This window comes from Caulobacter sp. KR2-114, assembly GCF_049446115.1.
Taxonomy (GTDB): domain Bacteria; phylum Pseudomonadota; class Alphaproteobacteria; order Caulobacterales; family Caulobacteraceae; genus Acaudatibacter.
The window spans coordinates 773,410-794,113 of record NZ_JBMSEC010000002.1; the positions used below are offsets into that span (position 1 = coordinate 773,410).

At 70.9% G+C, this 20,704-nt stretch carries 17 protein-coding genes and 1 pseudogene; 10 read left to right on the plus strand and 8 right to left on the minus strand.

What is annotated here, in order from left to right; genetic code table 11:
- Positions 1-3 precede the first annotated feature (3 nt).
- From ACO2Q3_RS09850 to ACO2Q3_RS09880, 7 genes are all read left to right on the plus strand, one after another.
- On the plus strand, positions 4-828 hold the full coding sequence (locus tag ACO2Q3_RS09850) for an alpha/beta fold hydrolase (RefSeq protein ID WP_423306389.1): 825 nt from the start codon (positions 4-6) through the stop codon (positions 826-828).
- Positions 829-964: 136 nt separating this feature from the next.
- Positions 965-3,250 (plus strand): PAS domain S-box protein, encoded by a 2,286-nt coding sequence (locus tag ACO2Q3_RS09855; protein ID WP_423306390.1) that lies wholly within the window; start codon positions 965-967, stop codon positions 3,248-3,250.
- Between the two features lie 54 nt (positions 3,251-3,304).
- On the plus strand, positions 3,305-4,567 hold the full coding sequence (locus ACO2Q3_RS09860; RefSeq protein ID WP_423306391.1) for a DUF763 domain-containing protein: 1,263 nt from the start codon (positions 3,305-3,307) through the stop codon (positions 4,565-4,567).
- Positions 4,568-4,855: 288 nt separating this feature from the next.
- Positions 4,856-5,848 carry an NAD(P)H-dependent flavin oxidoreductase gene (locus ACO2Q3_RS09865; protein WP_423306392.1) on the plus strand — a complete coding sequence of 331 codons (993 nt, stop codon included), beginning with the start codon at positions 4,856-4,858 and terminating at the stop codon, positions 5,846-5,848.
- A 16-nt stretch (positions 5,849-5,864) separates the two neighbouring features.
- Positions 5,865-7,088, plus strand: a complete 1,224-nt coding sequence (locus ACO2Q3_RS09870; RefSeq protein ID WP_423306393.1) for an FAD-dependent oxidoreductase — start codon at positions 5,865-5,867, stop codon at positions 7,086-7,088.
- 10 nt (positions 7,089-7,098) lie between these two features.
- The gene (locus ACO2Q3_RS09875; protein WP_423306394.1) at positions 7,099-7,911 is read left to right on the plus strand and encodes an HAD family hydrolase; all 813 of its coding nucleotides are present in this window, start codon (positions 7,099-7,101) and stop codon (positions 7,909-7,911) included.
- Between the two features lie 37 nt (positions 7,912-7,948).
- The gene (locus ACO2Q3_RS09880; RefSeq protein ID WP_423306395.1) at positions 7,949-8,389 is read left to right on the plus strand and encodes a DUF1810 domain-containing protein; all 441 of its coding nucleotides are present in this window, start codon (positions 7,949-7,951) and stop codon (positions 8,387-8,389) included.
- A 181-nt stretch (positions 8,390-8,570) separates the two neighbouring features.
- On the opposite strand, the gene glmS is transcribed toward ACO2Q3_RS09880, so the two are convergent.
- The 8 genes from glmS to ACO2Q3_RS09920 all read right to left on the minus strand — a co-directional run bounded on the left by glmS (position 8,571) and on the right by ACO2Q3_RS09920 (position 15,821).
- On the minus strand, positions 8,571-10,391 hold the full coding sequence (glmS, locus tag ACO2Q3_RS09885) for a glutamine--fructose-6-phosphate transaminase (isomerizing) (RefSeq protein WP_423306396.1): 1,821 nt from the start codon (positions 10,389-10,391) through the stop codon (positions 8,571-8,573).
- A 27-nt stretch (positions 10,392-10,418) separates the two neighbouring features.
- On the minus strand, positions 10,419-10,691 hold the full coding sequence (locus ACO2Q3_RS09890; RefSeq protein WP_423306397.1) for a hypothetical protein: 273 nt from the start codon (positions 10,689-10,691) through the stop codon (positions 10,419-10,421).
- Positions 10,692-10,806: 115 nt separating this feature from the next.
- Positions 10,807-11,004 carry a hypothetical protein gene (locus ACO2Q3_RS09895; protein ID WP_423306398.1) on the minus strand — a complete coding sequence of 66 codons (198 nt, stop codon included), beginning with the start codon at positions 11,002-11,004 and terminating at the stop codon, positions 10,807-10,809.
- A gap of 187 nt (positions 11,005-11,191) precedes the next feature.
- Positions 11,192-11,986 carry an ABC transporter ATP-binding protein gene (locus ACO2Q3_RS09900; protein WP_423306399.1) on the minus strand — a complete coding sequence of 265 codons (795 nt, stop codon included), beginning with the start codon at positions 11,984-11,986 and terminating at the stop codon, positions 11,192-11,194.
- Entirely contained in the window at positions 11,983-12,888 is a 906-nt protein-coding gene (locus ACO2Q3_RS09905; protein WP_423306400.1) for an ABC transporter permease, read from the minus strand. Before ACO2Q3_RS09905 ends, ACO2Q3_RS09900 begins: the two co-directional genes overlap by 4 nt.
- Positions 12,889-12,899: 11 nt before the next feature.
- Entirely contained in the window at positions 12,900-14,018 is a 1,119-nt protein-coding gene (locus tag ACO2Q3_RS09910) for an ABC transporter substrate-binding protein (protein ID WP_423306401.1), read from the minus strand.
- A 100-nt stretch (positions 14,019-14,118) separates the two neighbouring features.
- Complete coding sequence (locus ACO2Q3_RS09915; RefSeq protein ID WP_423306402.1) at positions 14,119-15,114, minus strand: TauD/TfdA dioxygenase family protein; 996 nt, start codon at positions 15,112-15,114, stop codon at positions 14,119-14,121.
- A gap of 248 nt (positions 15,115-15,362) precedes the next feature.
- On the minus strand, positions 15,363-15,821 hold the full coding sequence (locus tag ACO2Q3_RS09920) for an RrF2 family transcriptional regulator (protein ID WP_423306403.1): 459 nt from the start codon (positions 15,819-15,821) through the stop codon (positions 15,363-15,365).
- 252 nt (positions 15,822-16,073) lie between these two features.
- Between ACO2Q3_RS09920 and ACO2Q3_RS09925 the strand changes: the two genes are divergently transcribed.
- The 3 genes and pseudogenes from ACO2Q3_RS09925 to ACO2Q3_RS09935 all read left to right on the plus strand — a co-directional run bounded on the left by ACO2Q3_RS09925 (position 16,074) and on the right by ACO2Q3_RS09935 (position 20,683).
- Positions 16,074-18,377 (plus strand): TonB-dependent receptor, encoded by a 2,304-nt coding sequence (locus ACO2Q3_RS09925; RefSeq protein ID WP_423306404.1) that lies wholly within the window; start codon positions 16,074-16,076, stop codon positions 18,375-18,377.
- Between the two features lie 82 nt (positions 18,378-18,459).
- Positions 18,460-19,389, plus strand: a complete 930-nt coding sequence (locus ACO2Q3_RS09930) for an alpha/beta hydrolase (protein ID WP_423306405.1) — start codon at positions 18,460-18,462, stop codon at positions 19,387-19,389.
- Positions 19,390-19,496: 107 nt separating this feature from the next.
- Positions 19,497-20,683 (plus strand): annotated as a pseudogene (locus tag ACO2Q3_RS09935) (IS481 family transposase).
- The last annotated feature ends 21 nt before the right edge of the window (positions 20,684-20,704 follow it).

Below are 20,704 nucleotides of genomic sequence, written 5' to 3' on the forward strand. Positions count from 1 at the left end.
CCGATGAGCGAGATCAAGACCAAGGACGGGACCACGATCTTCTACAAGGACTGGGGGTCGGGCCAGCCCATCGTCTTCCATCACGGCTGGCCGCTGAGCGCCGACGACTGGGACGCGCAGATGCTGTTCTTCCTGCATCAGGGCTTCCGGGTGATCGCCCACGACCGCCGCGGCCACGGCCGCTCCAGCCAGACGTCCGGCGGACACGACATGGACACCTACGCCGCGGACGTCGCCGAGCTGACCGCGGCGCTGGACCTGAAGGACGCCGTCCACATTGGCCATTCCACCGGCGGCGGCGAGGTGGCGCGCTACGTCGCCCGGGCCGACAAGGGCCGGGTCGCCAAGGCGGTGCTGGTCAGCGCCGTGCCGCCGATCATGCTGAAGACCGCCGCCAACCCGGGCGGCCTGCCCATGGAGGTGTTCGACGGGTTCCGCACGGCCCTGGCCGGCAACCGCGCCCAATTCTTCCGCGACGTGGCGGCCGGCCCGTTCTACGGCTTCAACCGGCCTGGCGCGACGATCTATCCCGGCGTGATCGACAACTGGTGGCGCCAGGGGATGATGGGCGCGGCCAACGCCCACTACGACTGCATCAAGGCCTTCTCGGAAACCGATTTCACCGAGGATCTCAAGGCCATCGACGCGCCGACCCTGGTGCTGCACGGCGACGACGACCAGATAGTGCCCTACCAGGATGCCGGCGTGCTCTCGGCCAAGCTGCTGAAGAACGGCGCGTTGAAGATCTACCCCGGCTATCCGCACGGCATGCTGACGGTGCACGCCGACGTGCTGAACGCCGACCTGCTGGCGTTCATCAAGAGCTAGCCCCCGGGCGTCGGCCCCAAAGCCTGTTCCGGTCCGCACGGATCGGGGCGGGCTTCGCCCTGCGCCGTCCGGGAACCGCCGTCGACGCCGCGCGTTGGCTCCGGGTGTCACCGGGGACGGCGCGAGAGGAATGTTGTTGGCCGAACGCGGGCCCCAGGGGGTCACCAACGACGAACTGCCGTTCAGGCAGCTCGCACAGAGCCTGCCTACGCCTTGCTGGATATCCGACCCCGCCGGCCAGATCATCTGGGTGAACGACGCCTGGCTTGACTACACCGGCTTCGACGTGGGCGCGATCGAGCGCCAGGGGCTGGCCCCGCTGCACGACAGGGCGGTGCTGCCGCGGGTGAACGCGCGCTGGGACGAGGTGCGCCGGGCGGGGGGCGCGGCGGAGATGGTGTTCCCCCTGCGCGGCCGCGACGGTCAGCTGCGGCCCTTCATCACCCGGGTGGCGCCCTTGCGCGACAGCGCCGGCCGCCTCACCGGCTGGTTCGGCACCAACACCGACATCAGCGTCCAGGCCGACGCCGAGACCCGCGCCCGTCAGCGCGAGGAAGACCTGCGCGAGGTGTTCGACTGCGCCGGCGACGCCATCGCCATCACCGACGGTCAGGGGCGCATCCTGCGGGCCAACCCGGCCGCCGCCGCCCTGCTGGGCTACACGACCGAGGAACTGCTGGAGACGGCCGTGCTGGACCTTGTCCGCGTCGAGGACATCGACCGGCTGCACGTCGACCGCGGTCGAAGCGAGACGCTGGACGAGTGGCGGCTGCGGCGCAAGGACGGCGCCCTGGTCGACGTGGAGATCAACACCCGCCAGCTGAGCGGCGGCCGGCGCTTGGCCATCCTGCGCGAGATTTCCGAACGCCGGCGTCAGGAGGCCCGGCGCGAGGACGCCTCCGAGCGGCAGTTCCGCCTGCTGGTGGCCAATGTGGTGGACTATGCCCTCTACATGCTGGACCGCCAGGGACACGTGGTCAGCTGGAACACCGGGGCGCAGAACATCAAGGGCTACGCCGCCGACGAGATCGTCGGCCGGCATTTCTCGGCATTCTACACGCAGGAGGACCGCGCCGCCGGGACGCCGCAGCGGGCGCTGGCGACGGCGCTGGAAAAGGGCCGCTTCGAGGCCGAGGGCTGGCGGGTGCGCAAGGATGGTTCGCGCTTCTGGGCCAGCGTGGTGATCGACCCCATCCGGGACGAGACCGGCGAGCACCTGGGCTTCGCCAAGATCACCCGCGACATCACAGAGCGGCGCAACACCCAGCTAGACCTGCAGCGGGCGCATGACCGGCTCGCCCAGGCGCAGAAGCTGGAGGCGGTGGGCCAGCTGACCGGCGGCGTGGCGCACGACTTCAACAACCTGCTGATGGTGGTTGGCGGCCAGGCGCAGCTGCTGCGCGACAGGGCCGCCAGCGATCCGGTGATGCTGCGCCGACTGGATTCGATCGACGCGGCCGCGCGCCGCGGCCAGGACCTGACCCGTCACCTGCTGGCCTTCGCCCGCCGCCAGCGGCTGCAGCCGGCGCCGCTGCGGCTGGACGAGCGGCAGGCGGGGCTGCGCGAGCTGATCCTGGCCTCGGTGGGCTCGATGATCCGGGTCAACCTGGATCTGCCCGAACATGTCTGGCCGGTGCAGGTGGATTCCGGCGAGCTGGAGCTGGCGCTGCTGAACATGGCGGTCAACGCCCGAGACGCGATGCCCCAGGGCGGGGCCCTCTCGATCTCGGCGGGCAACGCCGCATCCGACGAGGTTCAGGGGCTGGAGCTCACAGGCGACTTCGTAGTGCTCACCATCGCCGACACCGGCCAGGGCATACCGCCGGACATCCTGCCCAAGGTGTTCGAGCCGTTCTTCACCACCAAGCCGGTGAACCGTGGCACGGGCCTGGGCCTGTCCCAGGTCTACGGCTTCGCCCAGCAGTCCGGGGGACGGGTGACGGTGGACAGCACGCTCGGCGAAGGCACGCGCATCCGCCTGTTTCTGCCCCGGGCGACGGACGAGCCGTGCTCCGCGGCCGCGGAACCCCTGGCGACGGCGCCCGCGGGCCTGGACATTCTGGTGGTGGAAGACAACCCAGATGTCGCGGAGGTCGCCGCCGGACTGCTGGCCCAGCTGGGCCACACCCCCTGGCTGGTGAACAGCGCCGACGAGGCCATGGGCTGGCTGACGGAGAACCCCCTGCCCGACCTGGTGTTCAGCGACATCGTCATGGCCGGGGAGATGGACGGCCTGGGGCTGGCCGAGCGACTGCGGGTTCTCCACCCGCAGCTCCCGGTGCTGCTGGCCAGCGGCTACAGCGACGCCGCCGCCAGATCCGATGCCGCCTTCACCATCCTGCCCAAGCCCTACCAGATCGAGGACCTGGCCCGCGCCGTCGCCGCCGTGGCCGCAGGCCGCCGAACGGCGGAGAACGCGTAGCGACGCGCGCCGCGATCTGCTAGAACAATCGGCGAACATGTCAGCCGTCGTCCGATGAGCCAACGTAGCGGCAGCGCCGATCTTCCCCTGCACGGCGGCCGGGTGCCCGCCTGGCTGGCGGAGCGGATGAGCGCGCTCGGGGTGATCATCAGCGAGGCGATCGTCGCCGAGTACGGCCGCGACGAACTTCTGCGGCGCCTGGCGCATCCCTTCTGGTTCCAGTGCTTCGGCGCGGTGATGGGCATGGATTGGCACTCGTCCGGCATCACCACCAGCGTGCTGGGCGCGCTCAAGCGCGGTCTGAAGCCGCGCGAGGCGGAGCTGGGCCTGTTCGTCTGCGGCGGACGGGGGCGCCACTCGCGCCGGACGCCCGACGAACTGGTCGCCGTGTCGGACCGCCTGGGGCTGGACGGCGCGGCCCTGTCGCGCACCAGCCGGCTGGTGGCCAAGGTCGACAGCGCCGCGGTGCAGGACGGCTTCGACCTCTATCTGCACGGCTTCATCCTGGCCGAGGACGGGCGCTGGGTGGTGGTGCAGCAGGGCATGAACGGCGGCTCGCGCCAGGCGCGCCGGTATCACTGGCTTTCGGAGGGCCTGACGAGCTTCGTCGACGCCCCGCACGCCGCCATCGAGGGCCAGAACCAGGGCGCCATCGTCAACCTCACCGACCGCCGCGCCGAGGCCTCGCGCTCGCGCCAGCTGGACCTGCTGGGATCACTGGGTCCCGACGGCGTCAGCCAGGCCTACGCCCGGCTCGCGACCCGAGCCGCCCGGCGGCCGGATCCCGAGCCCGCCCAGGGTCTTCTGCCGCATCTGGTGCTGCCGGAGCATCATGACGTGCGCGCCGAGGACGTGGTGGCGCGGCGCCTGCAGGCCAACCTGGCGGCGGCGGCGGACCGCGCGCCGGCCGACTTCGCCGAGCTGCTGCTGGCGCCCAAGGTGGGCGCGCGGACGGTGGAGGCCCTGGCTCTGGTCGCCGAGGTGATCCACGGCGCCCCCTGCCGCTTCACCGATCCGGCGCGGTTCTCGTTCGCCCACGGCGGCAAGGACCGCCACCCGTTCCCGGTGCCGATCACGGTCTATGACGAGACCATCCGTGTACTGAAGGCCGCGGTCGGACACGCGCGCCTGGGCCAGTCCGATCGGCTGGATGCGATCCGCCGCCTCGACGCCCAGGCCCGGCGGCTGGAAGGCCGCGTGGCCGGACCGTCGGTGGACGCCCTGATCGCCAGCGAACGGGCGAGGTCGCCCGACTATGGCGGCAGAAGCGTGTTCGGCTGGGAGGCGGAGCTGGCGGCCAAGGACCGGCCGGCCTGAGGCCGCCGCGCCGGATTAACCTTTCAGGAAGTCGCCGATCATCGCCACCGCGAAGATCAGCACGCCCAGTTCCATCAGGCCCAGCACGCCGATCATCACCAGGCGCACCGGCGAATAACCTTCGGATTCCATGACAACCTCCTCGACCCTTGCGCCCCAGCGCCAGGGAAACGCCCCGCCGCGGCCAAGGTTGCGGCGATCCCCTCTCGACCCGTGCGACGGCGCCGCTAAAGTCGCCCCCTGATCCGCGGCCGATCGGCCGGCCAAGACAATCCCAGGGACGAACCCATGAAGACCCGCATCACCGAACTCTTCGGCATCGAGCACCCGATCATCCAGGGCGGCATGCACTTCGTCGGCCTGGCCGAGATGGCGGCGGCGGTGTCCAACGCCGGGGGCCTGGGCATCATCACCGGCCTGACCCAGCGCACGCCGGAGCTGCTGGCCAAGGAGATCGCCCGCTGCCGGGAGATGACCGACAAGCCGTTCGGCGTGAACCTGACCTTCCTGCCGGCGGTCACGCCGCCGGACTACCCCGGCTATGTGAAGGCGATCATCGACGGCGGGGTGAAGATCGTCGAGACCGCCGGCAACAACCCGCAGAAGTGGATGCCCGCGCTGAAGGAAGCCGGCGTAAAGGTGATCCACAAGTGCACCTCGGTGCGCCACTCGCTGAAGGCCGAGGCGATCGGCTGCGACGCGGTCAGCGTCGACGGCTTCGAGTGCGGCGGCCACCCCGGCGAGGACGACGTGCCCAACTTCATCCTGCTGCCGCGCGCGGCCGAGGAGCTGAAGATCCCGTTCGTCGCCTCCGGCGGCATGGCCGACGCCCGCTCGCTGGTCGCCGCCCTGGCCCTCGGCGCGGAAGGCATGAACATGGGCACCCGCTTCATCGCCACCAAGGAAGCGCCGGTGCATGAGAACGTGAAACAGGCCATCGTCGCCGCCTCCGAGCTGGACACCCGGCTGATCATGCGCCCGCTGCGCAACACCGAGCGGGTGCTGACCAATGCGGCGGTGGAGAAGCTGCTGGTGATCGAGAAGGAAAAGGGCGCGTCCCTGTCCTTCGCCGACATCGCCGAGGAGGTGGCCGGGGTCTATCCGCGGATCATGGTCAATGGCGAGATGGACGCCGGGGGCTGGTCGTGCGGCATGGTCGCCGGCCTGATCCACGACATCCCCACCTGCAAGGAGCTGGTGGAGCGGATCGTGCGCGAGGCCGAGGAGATCGTCGCCGGCCGCCTGACCCGCATGTTCGCCCGCCAGCCGGCCATGGCCTGAGGCCAGGCCCCCGACCGTGCCGCGTAACCTCACCCTCGACCGCCGGCGCCTGATCGGGGCGTCGGCGAGCCTCGGCGCGCTTGGCCTGGGATCGGTGGGGCTGGGCGCCTGCGCCACGGCGCCCGCGGCGCGGCCGTTGACCGCCGCCGGCCTGCCCGCGCCGCAGGTCGGCCCGCCGTTCGTCCCGGAGCTGGCGCCGATCCGCGCCCGCGCCGACCGGCTGTTCGACATCACCGTCTGTCTGCGGCCGTTCCGCGCCGCCGGGCCGCGACTGGACACCGAGACGGTGGGCGACACCCTGGTGGTGCACAACTACGGCCACGGCGGCTCCGGCTGGTCGCTGTCGTGGGGCTCGTCGACCATGGCTGTGCGCAAGGCTATGGCGGGCAGCCCACAGCGCGTCGCCGTGATCGGCTGCGGCGCCCTGGGCCTGACCTCCGCCACCCTGGCGCAGCAGGCCGGCGCGCAGGTGACGATCTACTGCAAGGACCTGCTGCCCGACACACGCTCGTCGCGGGCCACGGGAAGCTGGACGCCGGACAGCCGCATCGCCCTCACCTCGGCCGCGGGACCGAAGTTCGGCGCGCTGTGGGAAGAGATGGCGCGCATCTCGTTCAAGACCTATCGCCGGTTCCTCGGCCTGCCCGGAACGCCGGTGGAGTGGGTGGACCACTATGTGCTGGCCGATGACGGGCCGCAGGCCGAGCCGCCGGACCCGCTGGGCTTCGCCAGCTATGGCGAGCGCATCGCCGACCTGACGCCGCGCCGCGAGATCCTGCGGCCGGGGTCGACACCGTTTCCGGTGGCGCACGTCAGCCGCAATTCGACGCTGATGTTCAACATCGCCGACTACGGGCACACGCTGATCGCCGACTTCCTGGCGGCAGGCGGCCGCATCGAGCACCGCGAGTTCCACGATCCTTCGGAAATCGCCCAGTTGCCGGAAAAGGTGGTGATCAACTGCACCGGCTACGGCGCCCGGGCGTTGTGGAAGGACGAGAGCATCACCCCGGTGCGCGGCCAGATCGCCTGGCTGATCCCGCAGCCGGAAGTGCGTTACGGCGTCTTCTATCGCGACGTGAACGTGCTGCCGCGCCGCGACGGCATGGTGGTGCAGGCCCTGGAGGGCGGCGACATGAAGGGCTACGGCAACGACCACGAGGTCCCCGACCGCGCCGAGGCCGAACACGCCGTGGGCGTGATGGCCGACCTCTACGCCCGCTTCCCCCGCCGCGCCTGAGGCGGCGGCGATGGCCGGCGACATCGACCTCGTCGTCTCCGACATCGACGGCACCCTGGTGACGCCAGACAAGACCATTACGCCCCGCGCCGCCGCCGCGGTCGCCGCGCTGCGGGCCGCCGGCGCCCGCTTCACCCTGGTCTCCAGCCGCCCCCCGCGCGGCATGGCCGCGATCGCCCGGGCGCTGGACGTCGCCCTGCCCTTCGCGGCCTTCAATGGCGGCGCCATCGTCTCGGCCGAGCTGGAGCCCCTGCGCCGCATCAGCCTGCCGCCGGATCCGGCGCGCCAGGCGCTGGCCGTGCTGGAGGCGCACGGAGTCTCGGCCTGGGTGTTCGATGGCGCCGACTGGCTGATCACCGATCCACACGGCCCGCGCGTCGGGCTGGAGCAGCGCACCGTCGGCTTCGATCCGCTGGTGGTGTCGCGGCTGGACCAGCGCCTGGACGCGGTGGGCAAGATCGTCGGGGTCAGCGACGACCACGCCCGCCTGGCCGACGCCGAGGCCGCCGTGCGCGAGGCCCTGGGACCCGCGGGCTCGGCCAGCCGCTCGCAGGCCTATTACCTCGACATCACCCCCTGCGGCGCCGACAAGGGCTCGGCGGTGCTGGCCCTCTGCGCCCGTCTGGGCGTCGATCCGGCGCGCACGGCGGTGATCGGCGACATGGCCAACGACGTGGCGATGTTCCAGGTCGCCGGGCTCTCCGTCGCCATGGGCCAGGCCCCGGCCGCCGTGCAGGCCGAGGCCCTCGCCGTCACCGCCGCCAACACCGCCGAAGGCTTCGCCCGCGCGGTGGAGGAAATCATCCTGCCCCGCATCGGCTGACGTGCTCTAGTGTCGGCCCGCGCAGACAGGAGGCGGCATGCCGACGCCCGAAGACCCGTTCGACCTGATCCGCTTCGAGGAGGCGCAGGACGACGTGCTGGACCAGGTGCGCGCCGAGCTGGCCGAGGGCCGCAAGCGCGGCCACTGGATCTGGTACGTGTTTCCGCAGTTCGCCGGCCTGGGCGCCAGCATCATGTCCCAGGGCTACGCGATCCGCAGCCGCGCGGAAGCGCAGGCGTTCATGGCCCACCCCGTGCTCGGCCCGCGGCTGAAGCAGCTGGTCGCCCTGGCCACGCAGATCCCTGAGCGCAGCGCCACCCAGGTGTTCGGCACGCCGGACGACCTGAAATTCCGCTCGTGCGTGACCCTGTTCGGCGCCATCGAGCCGGACGAGCCGGTATTCCAGCGCGCGCTGGCGCGGTTCTATGGCGGCCAGCCGGACCCGAAGACGCTGGAGCTGCTGGCGGCGTCCGGTTGACCCGCGCCCACCCTTCCGGGGTCGCTTAGTTCCCCTCCCCCTTGCGGGGAGGGGTCAGGGGTGGGGGCGCCAATCGGGACGCGGCCGATGCTGGCGCGGCAGGCCGGATGGGTGTCCCCGACCGGACTGCGCAACGATCCCTTGGAAGGCGGCGGCAATCGAGAAGCTGTCGCCGAACAGCTCACTCCACCGTCACCGACTTGGCCAGGTTGCGCGGCTGGTCGATGTCGCGGCCGAGACCCTGGGCCACTTGGTAGGCGATCAGCTGCAGCGGGATATTGAGCAGCAGCGGGGCCAACTCCGGCTCGCAGGCCGGGACCGCGAACGCCGCCTCCACCCCCTCCAGCGAAACCCCTGGCTGGGTCACCGCCAGCACCGGCCCGCCCCGCGTGCGCACCTCGGCGACGGTCGACAGGTTCTTGGCCAGCAGATCGTCGTCCGGCAGCAGCATCACCGTCGGCGTGTCGGGCGAAATCAGCGCCAGCGGGCCATGCTTCAGCTCTGACGCCGCATAAGCTTCGGCGTGTAGATAGCTGACTTCCTTGAGTTTCAGCGCCCCTTCCACGGCGATCGGGAAGCTCGCCGCGCGGCCCAGGAAATAGGCGTGCTCGGCCCCGGCCAGCCGGGCGGAGAGGGCCGCCAGCTCAGCCTCGCGGGCGATGATCCCGGCGATCTGGTCCGGCAGGGCGTCGAGGCCCGCCACCAGCCGCGCTCCGGCCGCCGCCGACAGGTCGCGCACCCGCCCCAGCTGCAGGGCAAGCAGGGCGAAGGCCGTGCAGGTGGAGGTGAAGGTCTTGGTGGACACCACCGCCACTTCGGCCCCCGCGTGCAGGTAGACCCCGCGGCCGCACTCGCGGGCGATGGTCGAGCCGACGGCGTTGACGATGCCCAGCACCCGGCCGCCCTTGCGCTTGACCTCCTGGATGGCCGCCAGGGTGTCGAACGTCTCGCCGGACTGGCTGACCGCCACATACAGGGTGTCGGGCTCGATCACCGGGTTGCGGTAGCGGAACTCCGAGGCCGGCTCGGCGTGGGCCGGGATGCGGGCCAGCTGCTCGATCAGGTGCGCGCCGACCATGCCGGCGTGGCAGGCCGAGCCGCAGCCCAGGATCTTCACGCGCCGGATGTCGAGCATCTCGCGCGCCGCCATTTCGATGCCGCCGAGGTGGGCGGTGGCGAAACGCCGGTCGAAGCGGCCCAGCAGGGTGCGCCGCACCGCCGCCGGCTGTTCGTCGATTTCCTTGCGCATGAAGTGGGCGTAGTCGCCCTTTTCCAGGGCCAGGGCGTCGCCCGAGAGTTCGCTGAGCGCCTTGACGGTCTGCGTTCCCTCCAGCGTGAACACGGTGAAGCCGTCGGCGCGGACCTCGGCCAGTTCGCCGTCGTCCAGGTGCGCGATCGAGCGGGCATGCCCCATCAGCGCCGCGGCGTCGGAGGCGATGAACCCCTCCCCCTCGCCCACGCCCACCACCACCGGCCCGCCATTGCGCGCCGCCACCAGGGCGCCGGGTCGAGCGGCGTCGATCACCGCCAGGCCGTAGGCGCCCTTGACCTCGGCCAGCACCGCCCGCACCGCCTCCACCAGCGACGGCTCCGGGCGACGGGCGATCAGGTGGGCCAGCACCTCGGTGTCGGTCTCCGAGGCGAACGTCACGCCCTCGGCCGCTAGGCGCTGCTTCAGCGCCGCGGCGTTCTCGATGATGCCGTTGTGCACGACGCCGATCCGGCCGGTGGCGTCCAGGTGCGGGTGGGCGTTGGCGTCGCTCGGCTCGCCGTGCGTGGCCCAGCGGGTATGGGCGATGCCGACAGCGCCGGAAAAGCCGGCCGCCGGCAGGGCTGCGTCCAGCTCGCGCACCTTGCCCTTGCGCTTGGCCACCGACAGCCGGCCGCCCTCGGCCACCGCGATGCCGGCGGAATCATAGCCCCGGTATTCCAGCCGCCGCAGGCCCTCCATCAGCAGCGGCTGGGCGGCGCGGGCGCCCACATAGCCGACGATGCCGCACATCAGCAGGCCTCCTGCGCGGCGGGCGTCTCAGCCGTAGATGATCCGGCGGATCTGTCGCAGGCTGTAGGGCGCGGCGGGAAAGCGGCGCTGGGCCAGTTCGCGCGCGATGCGCGGATAGATCGCCTCGTTGCGATGCCCCAGGCGGCTGAGCGCGGCATGGCGCCGGCGCACGAAGTCCTCCGGACTCTCGACCAGGTAGCTGAGTATGTCATCGACGATCCGCCTTGCCGTGGAAGGATCGAGCCCGCTGGACCGCGCCACATAGGCCGCCAGGTCATCCAGGTCGCTCAGATCCGACATCCCGGCCTCATGCGGCTTGTCCGGACGCCACACAACGCGCTTGCCCGATTTCGGGCAAGCGACATCGCAGCATCACGCGAGGTGCGCCGTCAGGTCTGGGAGATCAGCAGCTGGGTCAGGCCTGGGCGCGGCCGGGGTGCTGGCCGTGCGCCACGGCGACGGCGTCCATCAGCCGCTGGGCCAGCCGTTCGGCGGTCTGAGCGCTGATGCTCAGCGGTTCGTGGGTCAGGCCCAGGATCAGGACCTCCCCGTCGCGCACGGCCACGTTAACCGACGCGATCGCCGAAGACGGCGACACTGGCACAGCTGTCACGGACGAAAGCTTCCTCAACCCGTCCCACGCCTTGCCGTCCATGCGCCCCACCGCATGGCCCGTCGACGCGAGCCCGAACAATCCCACGCCGGAGGATACTCCCTCAATTCTAGCGGGCGGGTAAATGCGGAATCGTCCGGCGCGACATAAGGGCGCCGTAACGGTCCCGTCACCGTCAGGGTTCGGATCAGGCCATGCCCGCCAGGCCGCGGTCCACGGGCAGAACCGGCGGGCGCTGGTAGTCGCGCGGCGGCAGCTCCTTGGGATCGTCGAACCGGTCGGTGACCCCCAGCAGGGTCAGCAGCCGGGTCTTCAGCCGCCGGGCGTCCAGCGGATCGACCCGCCCGTCCGCGCCGCGCGGCATGGCGATGTCGGCCGCCAGCCGCCCGCCCTCCAGCACCACCACCCGATCGGCCAGGGCGATGGCCTCGTCGACGTCGTGGGTGACCAGCAGCACCGCCGGCCGGTGGATCGCCGACAACCTTCGCAGCAGGGCGTGCATGCGGATGCGGGTGAGCGCATCGAGGGCGCCGAACGGTTCGTCCGCCAGCAGCAGCGCCGGCTCGCGCGCCAGGGAGCGCGCCAGGGCCACCCGCTGCTGTTCGCCGCCGGAGAGTTCGTAGGGCCACGAGCCGCCGCGGTGGCCGAGTTCCACCTCTTCCAGCGCCTTCAGGCCGCGCTGGCGCGCCTCGGCGCCCGGCAGGCCCAGCACCACGTTGTCCAGCACCCGCTTCCAGGGCAACAGCCGGGCGTCCTGGAACACCACGGACAGGTTGGCCGGCACGTCGACGGTCCCGGAGCCGGTGGCCTCGTGATCGAGATCGGCCAGGGCGCGCAACAGGGTGCTCTTGCCCGAGCCGCTGCGCCCCAGCAGGGCGACGAACTCGCCGCGATGGATATCGAGGTCGACCCCGTTCAGCACCCCGCGCAGGGTGAAGCGCCGGTGCAGCGCGCGAACGCGGACGATGGGCGCGTTGTTCATGCGAAGGTCCTCCGCCAGGCCAGCACGCGCGCCTCGACCAGGCGCACGGCGGCGTCGCTGACCAGTCCCAGGAGGGCGTAGACCACCAGTCCGACCAGGATCACGTCCGACTGGGCGTAGGTGCGCGCCAGGTTGATCATGTAGCCGATCCCGCTGGTGGCGTTCAGCTGCTCCACCACCACCAGGGCCAGCCACGCGCCCAGCACCGCGAAGCGCAGGCCGGTCATGAACCCCGGCAGGGCGCCCGGCAGCACCACGTGGCGGATGAAGTCCCAGCGCCCCAGGCCGAGGGTCTCGGCCAGCTCCAGGTGCTTGACGTCGAGGCCGCGCAGGGCGGCGTGCAGCTGGATGTACATCGGCGTGAACACCGACAGGGCGATCACCGTGACCTTCATCCCCTCGCCGATGCCGAACCACAACACCAGCAGGGGGATCAGCGCCAGCACCGGGATCGAGCGCTTGATCTGCACCAGGCTGTCGATGGCGTAGCCGCCCAGCTGCGACAGGCCCGCGGCGAGGGCCGCGATCACGCCGACCACCACGCCCCAGGCCAGCCCCTGCCCCGCCCGCCAGGCGGAGATGGCGAGGTTCTCCTGCAGCCGGCCGTCGCGGATCAGGTCGCCGGCGGTGGTGACCGCCACCCAGGGCGCCGGCAGGACGCGCGGGTCGATCAGGCCGGCGGCCGAGCCGGTGGTCCAGGCCAGCAGCAGCAGGAACGGGCCCAGCAGCCACCCCCCGCGCACCGCCTCGCCGGGGCCCAGCCGCCGGGCGCGCCGGGCCGCGGGCCGGCCGGTGGAGGCCTGGCCCAGCGGGATCGGGCCGGCGAGCGGCGCGCCGCCCGGCAGGGCGTCGGCCACCTCCAGCTGGGCGCCGATCACGGCGCTGGTCACGGGGGCGTTCATGCGGGGCTCCTTCAGCGGCCGGCGGCGGGGGCGCTGCGGCCCTCCGCGGCGGCGGCCTGCCAGGCGACGGCTTCGAAGCGGCGGTCGAACAGGCTGGCGGCGTCGAAACGGGGATGGCGGGTCTCGCGCGCCATCAGGTCGAGCGACGCCTGCTCCAGGCGCACCGCCTCGTCCCAGCTGCGCGGAATGTCGGGCACGCCGTTGGTCTGGGTGACATAGCGGGCGTCGGCGGGCGAGAGGCCCTGGTTCTGCTGGTAATAGACCTGCGACCACTCGTCCGGGTGCGCGGCGATCCAGGCGTTGGCCCGCGCCCACAGCTTCACATAGGCCTTCAGCGCCGCCGCCTTGCCCGGATCGGCCAGGGTCTCGGTGCGCACATAGAGGCAGGTGAGGTCGTCGCGGGTGGCGCTGTGGCGGATCAGCGCCGCGCCCTGCGGGCCGTAGGCGTCGACATAGTGCTTGGCCACCGCGCCGGCGCCGATCGGGGCCACGTCGACCATGTGGCTGACCAGGGCGTTGACGTAGAGGTCGCCGCCGGTGCTCGGCAGCTCCACCAGGGTCACGTCGGCGCGGGTTAGGTGCGCGGCTTCGAGCGAGCGCAGCACCACCTCGCCCTGCACCTGGCCGGGACTGTAGGCGATGCGCTTGCCCTTCAGATCGGCCAGGCTGCGCACGCCCGCCCCCGGCGCGACGGCCAGCACGTACAGCGGGTGCGCCTGCGGATCCTGCCGCAGCCGCACGGTGATGATCTTCACCGGAATACCCACCCAGACCGCGTGGATCGGCGGGATGTTGGCCACCGAACCGACGTCCAGCGCCCTGGCGTGGAACGCCTCGGTCACCGCGGGCCCGCCGGTGATCTCGGCCCACTTCACCTGGAACGGCAGGTCCTTGATCCAGCCCGTGTGTTCCAGCACCCGGCGGGTCGTCGGATCGCCGATGGTCAGGGTGACGCCGGGCGGCACGGTGTCGGGGATCGGCGCAGACAGCGGCAGGCCGCCGAGGGCGACGGCGTCGCCGGGCCGGGCGAAGACGCCGCGATGGTCCCTGGCCGCGCCCAGCAACACCACCGCCGAGGCGGCGAGCGCCACGCCGACGATCGCGGCCAGTCCGGTTCTTGTCGACGCCATGCCGGTCGTCCTGTCGGTCTCAAGCAAGAAGGTTCGGGCGCCGCAGCCTGAAGGGGAGACTAAAGGCCACGACGCCCGAGGTGCTCGGCTGTGAAGCGGTTCAGCCGAGAACGTTGAACAGCTCGCCCTCGAGCGGTTGCGAGCGGAAACCGTCGACGCCTTGCGGCAGGTCGCCGGCCACGGTGATGCGGCGCACCACGCGGGGCAGGTCGAAGTGGGCGTAGTCGATGGGGCCGGCGTGGCTGACCGCCGCGTTGTCCCACACCACCAGCGAGTTCGGCCGCCAGCGGAAGCGCGCCTGGTACTCCGGCCGGGTGATTTCGGTGTACAGCAGGTCGATCAGGAAGGCGCCCTCGCGCTCCTTCAGGCCCTCGAAGTGGCTCACCGTGCCGGCGTTGAAGAACAGCACCCGCTCGCCGGTCTCCGGGTGAACCCGCACCAGCGGATGCAGCGAGGCGAACGGACCAGGCTTGCGACCGTCCTTGCGCAGCCGCCGCTCGCCGCCCCCGCCGTCGTAGGCCGAGGTCTGGTGCACGGCCTTCAGCCCATCCGCCAGCGTGCGGATGGCGGGCGACAGCCCCTCGTAGGCCGCCACCAGGTTGGCGAACAGGGTGTCGCCGCCGAACGCCGGGATCTCGGTCCCGTAGAGGATGGAATAGCGGTTGGGGTTGGCGACGAAGGTGATGTCGATGTGCCAGCCCTTGTAGTCGCGGGGCGGACGGCGGCCGACGGCGCGGGTCTCGTCGCTGCGGCGACGCTCGCGGTATTCGTCGGCGGCGCGCTCCCAGATCTCCGGGTGATCGTCCAGGCCCTCGGAGATCGGGTGGGCGGGGGTCAGGGGTCCGAGGTGGCGGCCGAAGGCCTTGAGCTGGTCGTTGCTGAGCTGCTGATCGCGGAAGAACACCACCCGCCAGTCGCGGATCGCCGCGCGGATCTCGTCCACCGTCTCGGCGTCCAGCGGCCGGGTAAGGTCGATCCCGGAGATCTCGGCGCCGATCACCGGCGTCACCGGCTCGATGACGATCCGGCGCGGAACGAACTTCGGCCGCGCGCCGGCGGCGGCTTGCGGACGATCAAGGATTTCGGCGGTGCTCACGACGGCGTGCTCCAGGCCCAGGTTGCGGTCGCAGCGCCCGCCGCGACGAGGCCGGGACAGGAGCGCCGCCGGCCTGGGCTTTTATTCCTATCGAACTGATATGAATGTCAATGGAGCATGCCCGGTGTCTTCGGGAAAGAAATTCTGCGCGCGATGCCAGACCCGCTGACAGACAGCGGCCCACCATCGGCTCTCAGGGCGGCAGAATCGGAACGCAGAGGGCGCGTACGGCGCGGCCTCGGCAGCCATCAGGCCGCGGGCGCGGCGTCGTCCTGCAGCAGGGGATGCACGGCGCCGGGCGCGCGCAGGGCGCCGGCCAGGGTGGTGCGATCGAGGATCTCGGACACCTCGTTGCGCACATTGGCCATGATGCGACGCAGGACGCAGGCCGTCTCGTCCGTACAGTCGTCGCAGCGCTTGTAGAAGTTCTGGCTGGCGCACGCGAGCAGCGCCAGGGGGCCGTCGATCAGGCGGATCACCTGGCCGAAGGTGATCAGGTCCGCCGGCCGCGCCAGCCGGTAGCCGCCCATCTTGCCGCGGGCGCTGTCCACGAGCTCGCCCCGGCGCAGGTCCGACATGATCGCCTCGAGGAACTTGCGCGGGATGTTCTCCTCGGCGGCGATGGTGCTGACCCCGCGCGAGGCCCCTTCGGCTCGCGCCAGGTTGATCATCGCCTTCAGGGCGTAGCGGCACCGCTGCGACAGCATCTCGACATCCAGATCCGGCCGGACGCACCCGCCCGCCGCATGAAACCCTGAGCATAGATAGTGGATCGCCCGACGAATGGCGACGGGGCCGCGACACCCCGCCCCAGCGCGGCATGCGCGTCGCCAAGCGCGACCATGACCCAGAAAAACTATTCAATTCGCCAGAAGGAATGAGATTCATTTCATATTGACCCAATAGGATTTTAAAGACCACAAACCGGCGCCTTTGAAAGAATGCTGGAACAACAAAAGATGCGTCTGTCTCTGAAGTCCGCCCTTCTCGCCTCCCTCGCCCTGTCGCCCGCCGCCGTCGCGCGCGCCGCCGATGCGGTCGCCGCCGCCGACGTCGATGCGGCCAGCGCCACCGCCGTCAACGAGCTGATCGTCACCGCCCGACGCCAGTCCGAGCGCGCGCTGGACGTGCCGATCCCGCTGTCGGCCCTCTCCGGCGACAGCCTGGCCAGGACGGGCGCCTATACGATCGCCGACGTGCAGAACCAGGTCCCCAGCCTGACGGCGTACAATTCCAACCCGCGCAATTCATCGGTCGGCATCCGCGGCATCGGCGTGTCCTCAGCCTCCGATGGCCTGGACACCTCGGTCGGGGTGTATGTCGACGGGGTCTACCTGGGACGCCCCGGGATGGCGCTGACCGACCTGATCGACATCGACCAGGTGGAAGTCCTGCGCGGGCCGCAGGGCACGCTGTTCGGGCGCAACAGCTCGGCGGGCGTGCTGAACATCACCACCAAGGCGCCCAATTCCACGCCCAGCGCCACGGTGGAGGCCTCGTACGGCAACTTCAACTACGGCCAGGTGCGCCTGAGCCTCAACGGCCCGCTGCTGGACGACAGGATCGCCGCCCGGCTGACCGCCTTCACCACGCGGCGCGACGGGGTGCTGCCCAACATCAAGACCGGCTCGGCGGCCAATAGCGTGGGTCGCAGCGGCGCGCGGCTGCAGGTGCTGTTCACGCCGGACGCGAAGTTCTCGCTCAAGCTCAGCGGCGAGTACTCCGTGGAAGACGACACCTGCTGCGTCAGCGTGCTGAAGTCGGTGCTGCCCGACAGCGCCGGCGCGACCACCGCGCGCACCAAGGCGGCGCTGGCGGCGCTGGGCTACGTCCCGACAGCCAGCCTGGACTACACCCGGAACAATGCGCCGCAGGAGATGATGACCGACCAGCACGCGGTCTCGGCGGAGGCGAAGTACGACCTCGGCTTCGCCGACCTGACCTCGATCACCGCCTACCGCTACTGGCACTTCCATCCGCTGCAGGACAGCGACGGCACGCCGCTGGACATCATCCAGGTGAACGTCGCCCAGACCAAGGACGACCAGTATTCACAGGAGTTCCGCCTGGCCTCCAAGCCGGGGCGCCTGACCTGGCAGGCGGGGGCCTACTTCTTTCACCAGAAGCTGCGCGACCACTATATCCTGAACCAGTTCGGCTACGACGCCAGCGCCTTCTACACGACCTACGCCCGGCTCGCGAACCCGGCGGCCGCGGCGATCACCGTGGCGCCCGGCTCGCAGTATCTCGACGACGTCGTCGCCACCACCGACAGCGCGGCGGTGTTCGGCCAGGCCAACTTCAAGCTGACCGACCGCCTGACCCTGACCGCGGGGGTGCGCTACACCCACGACAAGCGGCACGGCGTCAGCGCCACCTCGACGGCGGGCACGCCGCTCGCCACCACCTCGATCCCGTTCAGCTACGACGTGACGGTGAAGAACGGCAACTGGTCGTACCTGGCCAGCGGCTCGTACAAGGTCACCGACGACGCCATGGTCTACGTGTCCTATTCCACGGGCTACAAGGCCGCCGGGATCAACCTGAACTCGGCGGTTTCGGCCGGCATCCCGCTGGTGCTGCAGCCCGAAACCGTGGGGGACTGGGAGGCGGGCTTCAAGTCGTCGCTGTTCCAGCACCGGGTGGACTTCAACATCGACGTCTTCACCACCCGGCTGAACGGACTGCAGGCCAACATCTATCCGCCCGGCCTGAAGTCCTACCTGGCCAACGTCGGCGACATCCGCGCCAAGGGCGTCGAGGGCGAGGTGGACTGGCACGCCAGCAGCGCGCTCGATCTCGGCCTGAACTTCTCGTACAACGACACCCGCTACATCAGCTACGCCAACCCGCCCGCGCCGGTGGGCGTGGTGCTGCCAGCTGGGACCGTCGCCAGCCTGACCGGCCAGCCGGTGTACCAGGCGCCGAAGTGGGTGGTGAACGCCAACGCCCGCTACGACTTCCCGGCGCATGGCCGGTTCAAGCCGTACATCCAGGGGCAATATTCCTACCGCTCCGGCGTGTTCGGCGACGTGCAGGAAAGCCCCGGCGCCTGGATCCCGGCCTATTCGCTGGTCAATGCGCGGCTCGGCGTCCACATCGGCGAGCGCTACGACGTCGCCGTCTGGGTGAACAACGCCTTCGACAAGCGGTATTTCCAGAACCTCGGCTCGTCCTCGATCACCGGCGCGGCGGCCTACGGGTTCGGCGGGCAGCTCGGCACGCCCAGGACCTTCGGCGGCACGGTGCGGGCCGAGTTCTGATCCTGTCGGCATCTTCACTCGACAGGACCGCGCGGGCGCCCGAACCTCGACCTGACATCGAAGGTCGCGCCGGAGCGCCCGCATGGACATCAAAAGCGACCTGAAGAGCACCCTCGCCGCGCGGGCCGACGAATACCACCGTCTGGGCCTGGCGGGGGTGCGCGCGGCCATCCGCGCCGCCATCGCCGGCCGCGACCGGCGCTGCCCGCCCCTGGACGAGGTGCGCGAGCTGGTGATCGACGGCCCCGCGGGCCCGCTGCCCGGTCGGCTCTATCGGCCGCGAGGGGCGCCGCCTGGCGGGCCGGCGCTGCTGTTCATCCACGGCGGCGGCTTCGTGATCGGCGATCTGGACACCAACGACGCCTTCTGCCGCCGGCTGGCCGACGGGGCGCAGGTGACGGTGATCGCCGCGACCTACCGCCTGGCGCCCGAGGCGCGCTATCCGGCGCAGCGCGACGACGCCCTGGCCGCCGCCCGCTGGGTGCTGACGCACGCCGCCGAGCTGGGCGTGCGGCCGGACGGGCTGGTGCTGAGCGGCGATTCCGCCGGCGGCTACCTGGCCATCACCCTGACGGCGGCGCTGAACGCCGAGCGGCCCGGAACGGTCGCGGCGCAGGTGCTGGTCTACCCGCTGATGCATATCGACGACGCCATCTGGTCGACCACCATCTTCCAGGATTCGCGGATCGTCGGCCGGGCGGCGGTGGCCTATATCCGCAGCCAGCTGGCCGACGGCGAGGTGAGCGCCCCGTCGCTGTTCGACGTCGACATGCCCCCGGCCCCGCCCACCCTGATCGTCACCGGCGGCCCGCTGGACCCGGTGCGGCCGGACGCCCGGCGCTACGGCGAGATCATCGCCGCCCAGGGCGCCCGCGTGGTCACCCGCGAGTTTCCACTGCTGCCGCACGGCTGGGCCAACATGACCCACGCCTCGGCCAACGCCCGCAAGGCGGTCACCGAGACGGCCGCCCTGGCCGGAGCCCTGATCCGCGGCCAGGGAATGGGCGTGTGATCGCCGCCCGCAGACCCCACCCTCCCCTTCTGTTCAGACCGGGGACATCGGTGACAGGTGTTCGGGGACATCCGTGACACATGTCCGATCTCGCAGGGAGGTCGGAGATGGCATTCACGGGGGTGTCTGCGATGGATCAGAAGCGTGAGTTTGTGCGGTTGGCTCTGGTGGAGGGGTGCAACCGGTCGGAGCTTTGCCGACGCTTCGGGGTGAGCCGGACGTTGGGGTACCGGCTGCTGGCACGCTATCGGCAGGAGGGTGAGGCTGGGCTGGATGAGCGCTCGCGCCGGCCGCTGAGCAGTCCTGGGCGCACGGCCGCGGCGGTGGAGGCGGCGGCTCTGGCGGTGCGGTCGGAGCATCCGGCCTGGGGCGGGCGCAAGATCGCCAAGCGACTGGAGCGGCAAGGGCTGGCGGCGCCGTCACCCTCGACGGTGACGCAGGTCCTCAAGCGCCACGGCGTGGCGCTGGGGACCTTCGGCGGCGGCCATGCGCCGTTCACCCGCTTCGAGCATCCCGCGCCCAACGATCTGTGGCAGATGGACTTCAAGGGCCATGTGCCGATGCGTTCGGGCCGGCTGCATCCGCTGACCGTCCTGGACGATCACTCCCGCTTCTGCCTGGTGCTGGCCGCTTGCGCCGACGAGAAGACCTCGACCGTAAAGGCCAACCTGATCAAGGCCTTCGAACGCTACGGCCTGCCCTGGCGCATGACCATAGACAACGGCGCGCCCTGGGGCAACGGACCTGGCGATCCCTACACCCCGCTGGGCGTGTGGCTCATCGAGCAGGACATCCGCGTCGGCCACTCCAGGCCATACCACCCCCAGACCCAGGGCAAGGACGAGCGCTTCCATCGCTCCCTGAAGGCCGAGGCCCTGACCGGCCCGCCCTTCGAGACTCTCCACCACGCCGCCAGACACCTCGAGCAATGGCGCGGCGTCTACAACACCCAGCGCCCGCACGAAGGTATCGGCATGGGCGTCCCCGCCGAGCGCTACGCCGTCAGCCCAAGAGCCTATCAGCCCAAGCCCCGGCCCTTCGACCACGGACCAGACGACCAGCTCCGCCGCGTCCCGCCAGAGGCCCGCATCAGCTTCAAAAGCCGCAGATGGCGCGTGCCCAAGGCCTTCAACGGAAAGCTCGTCGCCGTCAGGCCGACCCAGACCGACGGCCTCTACGACGTCTTCTTCCGAACCAACCGCATCGCAACCATCGACCTCAACCAGTCCGACTGACATCATCCACATGTGTCACGGATGTCCCCGAACACCTGTCACCGATGTCCCCGGTCTGAACACCTTCATGGGGAGGGAAA

Bases quoted from the DNA above. Each gene is read 5' to 3' on its own strand.
- ACO2Q3_RS09905 (WP_423306400.1), bottom strand. From the start codon at position 12,888: ATGAACGCCCCCGTGACCAGCGCCGTGATCGGCGCCCAGCTGGAGGTG.
- ACO2Q3_RS09865 (WP_423306392.1), top strand. From the start codon at position 4,856: ATGAAGACCCGCATCACCGAACTCTTCGGCATCGAGCACCCGATCATC.
- ACO2Q3_RS09910 (WP_423306401.1), bottom strand. From the start codon at position 14,018: ATGGCGTCGACAAGAACCGGACTGGCCGCGATCGTCGGCGTGGCGCTC.
- ACO2Q3_RS09880 (WP_423306395.1), top strand. From the start codon at position 7,949: ATGCCGACGCCCGAAGACCCGTTCGACCTGATCCGCTTCGAGGAGGCG.
- ACO2Q3_RS09875 (WP_423306394.1), top strand. From the start codon at position 7,099: ATGGCCGGCGACATCGACCTCGTCGTCTCCGACATCGACGGCACCCTG.
- ACO2Q3_RS09890 (WP_423306397.1), bottom strand. From the start codon at position 10,691: ATGTCGGATCTGAGCGACCTGGATGACCTGGCGGCCTATGTGGCGCGG.
- ACO2Q3_RS09930 (WP_423306405.1), top strand. From the start codon at position 18,460: ATGGACATCAAAAGCGACCTGAAGAGCACCCTCGCCGCGCGGGCCGAC.
- ACO2Q3_RS09850 (WP_423306389.1), top strand. From the start codon at position 4: ATGAGCGAGATCAAGACCAAGGACGGGACCACGATCTTCTACAAGGAC.
- glmS (WP_423306396.1), bottom strand. From the start codon at position 10,391: ATGTGCGGCATCGTCGGCTATGTGGGCGCCCGCGCCGCCCAGCCGCTG.
- ACO2Q3_RS09900 (WP_423306399.1), bottom strand. From the start codon at position 11,986: ATGAACAACGCGCCCATCGTCCGCGTTCGCGCGCTGCACCGGCGCTTC.
- ACO2Q3_RS09860 (WP_423306391.1), top strand. From the start codon at position 3,305: ATGAGCCAACGTAGCGGCAGCGCCGATCTTCCCCTGCACGGCGGCCGG.
- ACO2Q3_RS09925 (WP_423306404.1), top strand. From the start codon at position 16,074: ATGCGTCTGTCTCTGAAGTCCGCCCTTCTCGCCTCCCTCGCCCTGTCG.
- ACO2Q3_RS09920 (WP_423306403.1), bottom strand. From the start codon at position 15,821: ATGCTGTCGCAGCGGTGCCGCTACGCCCTGAAGGCGATGATCAACCTG.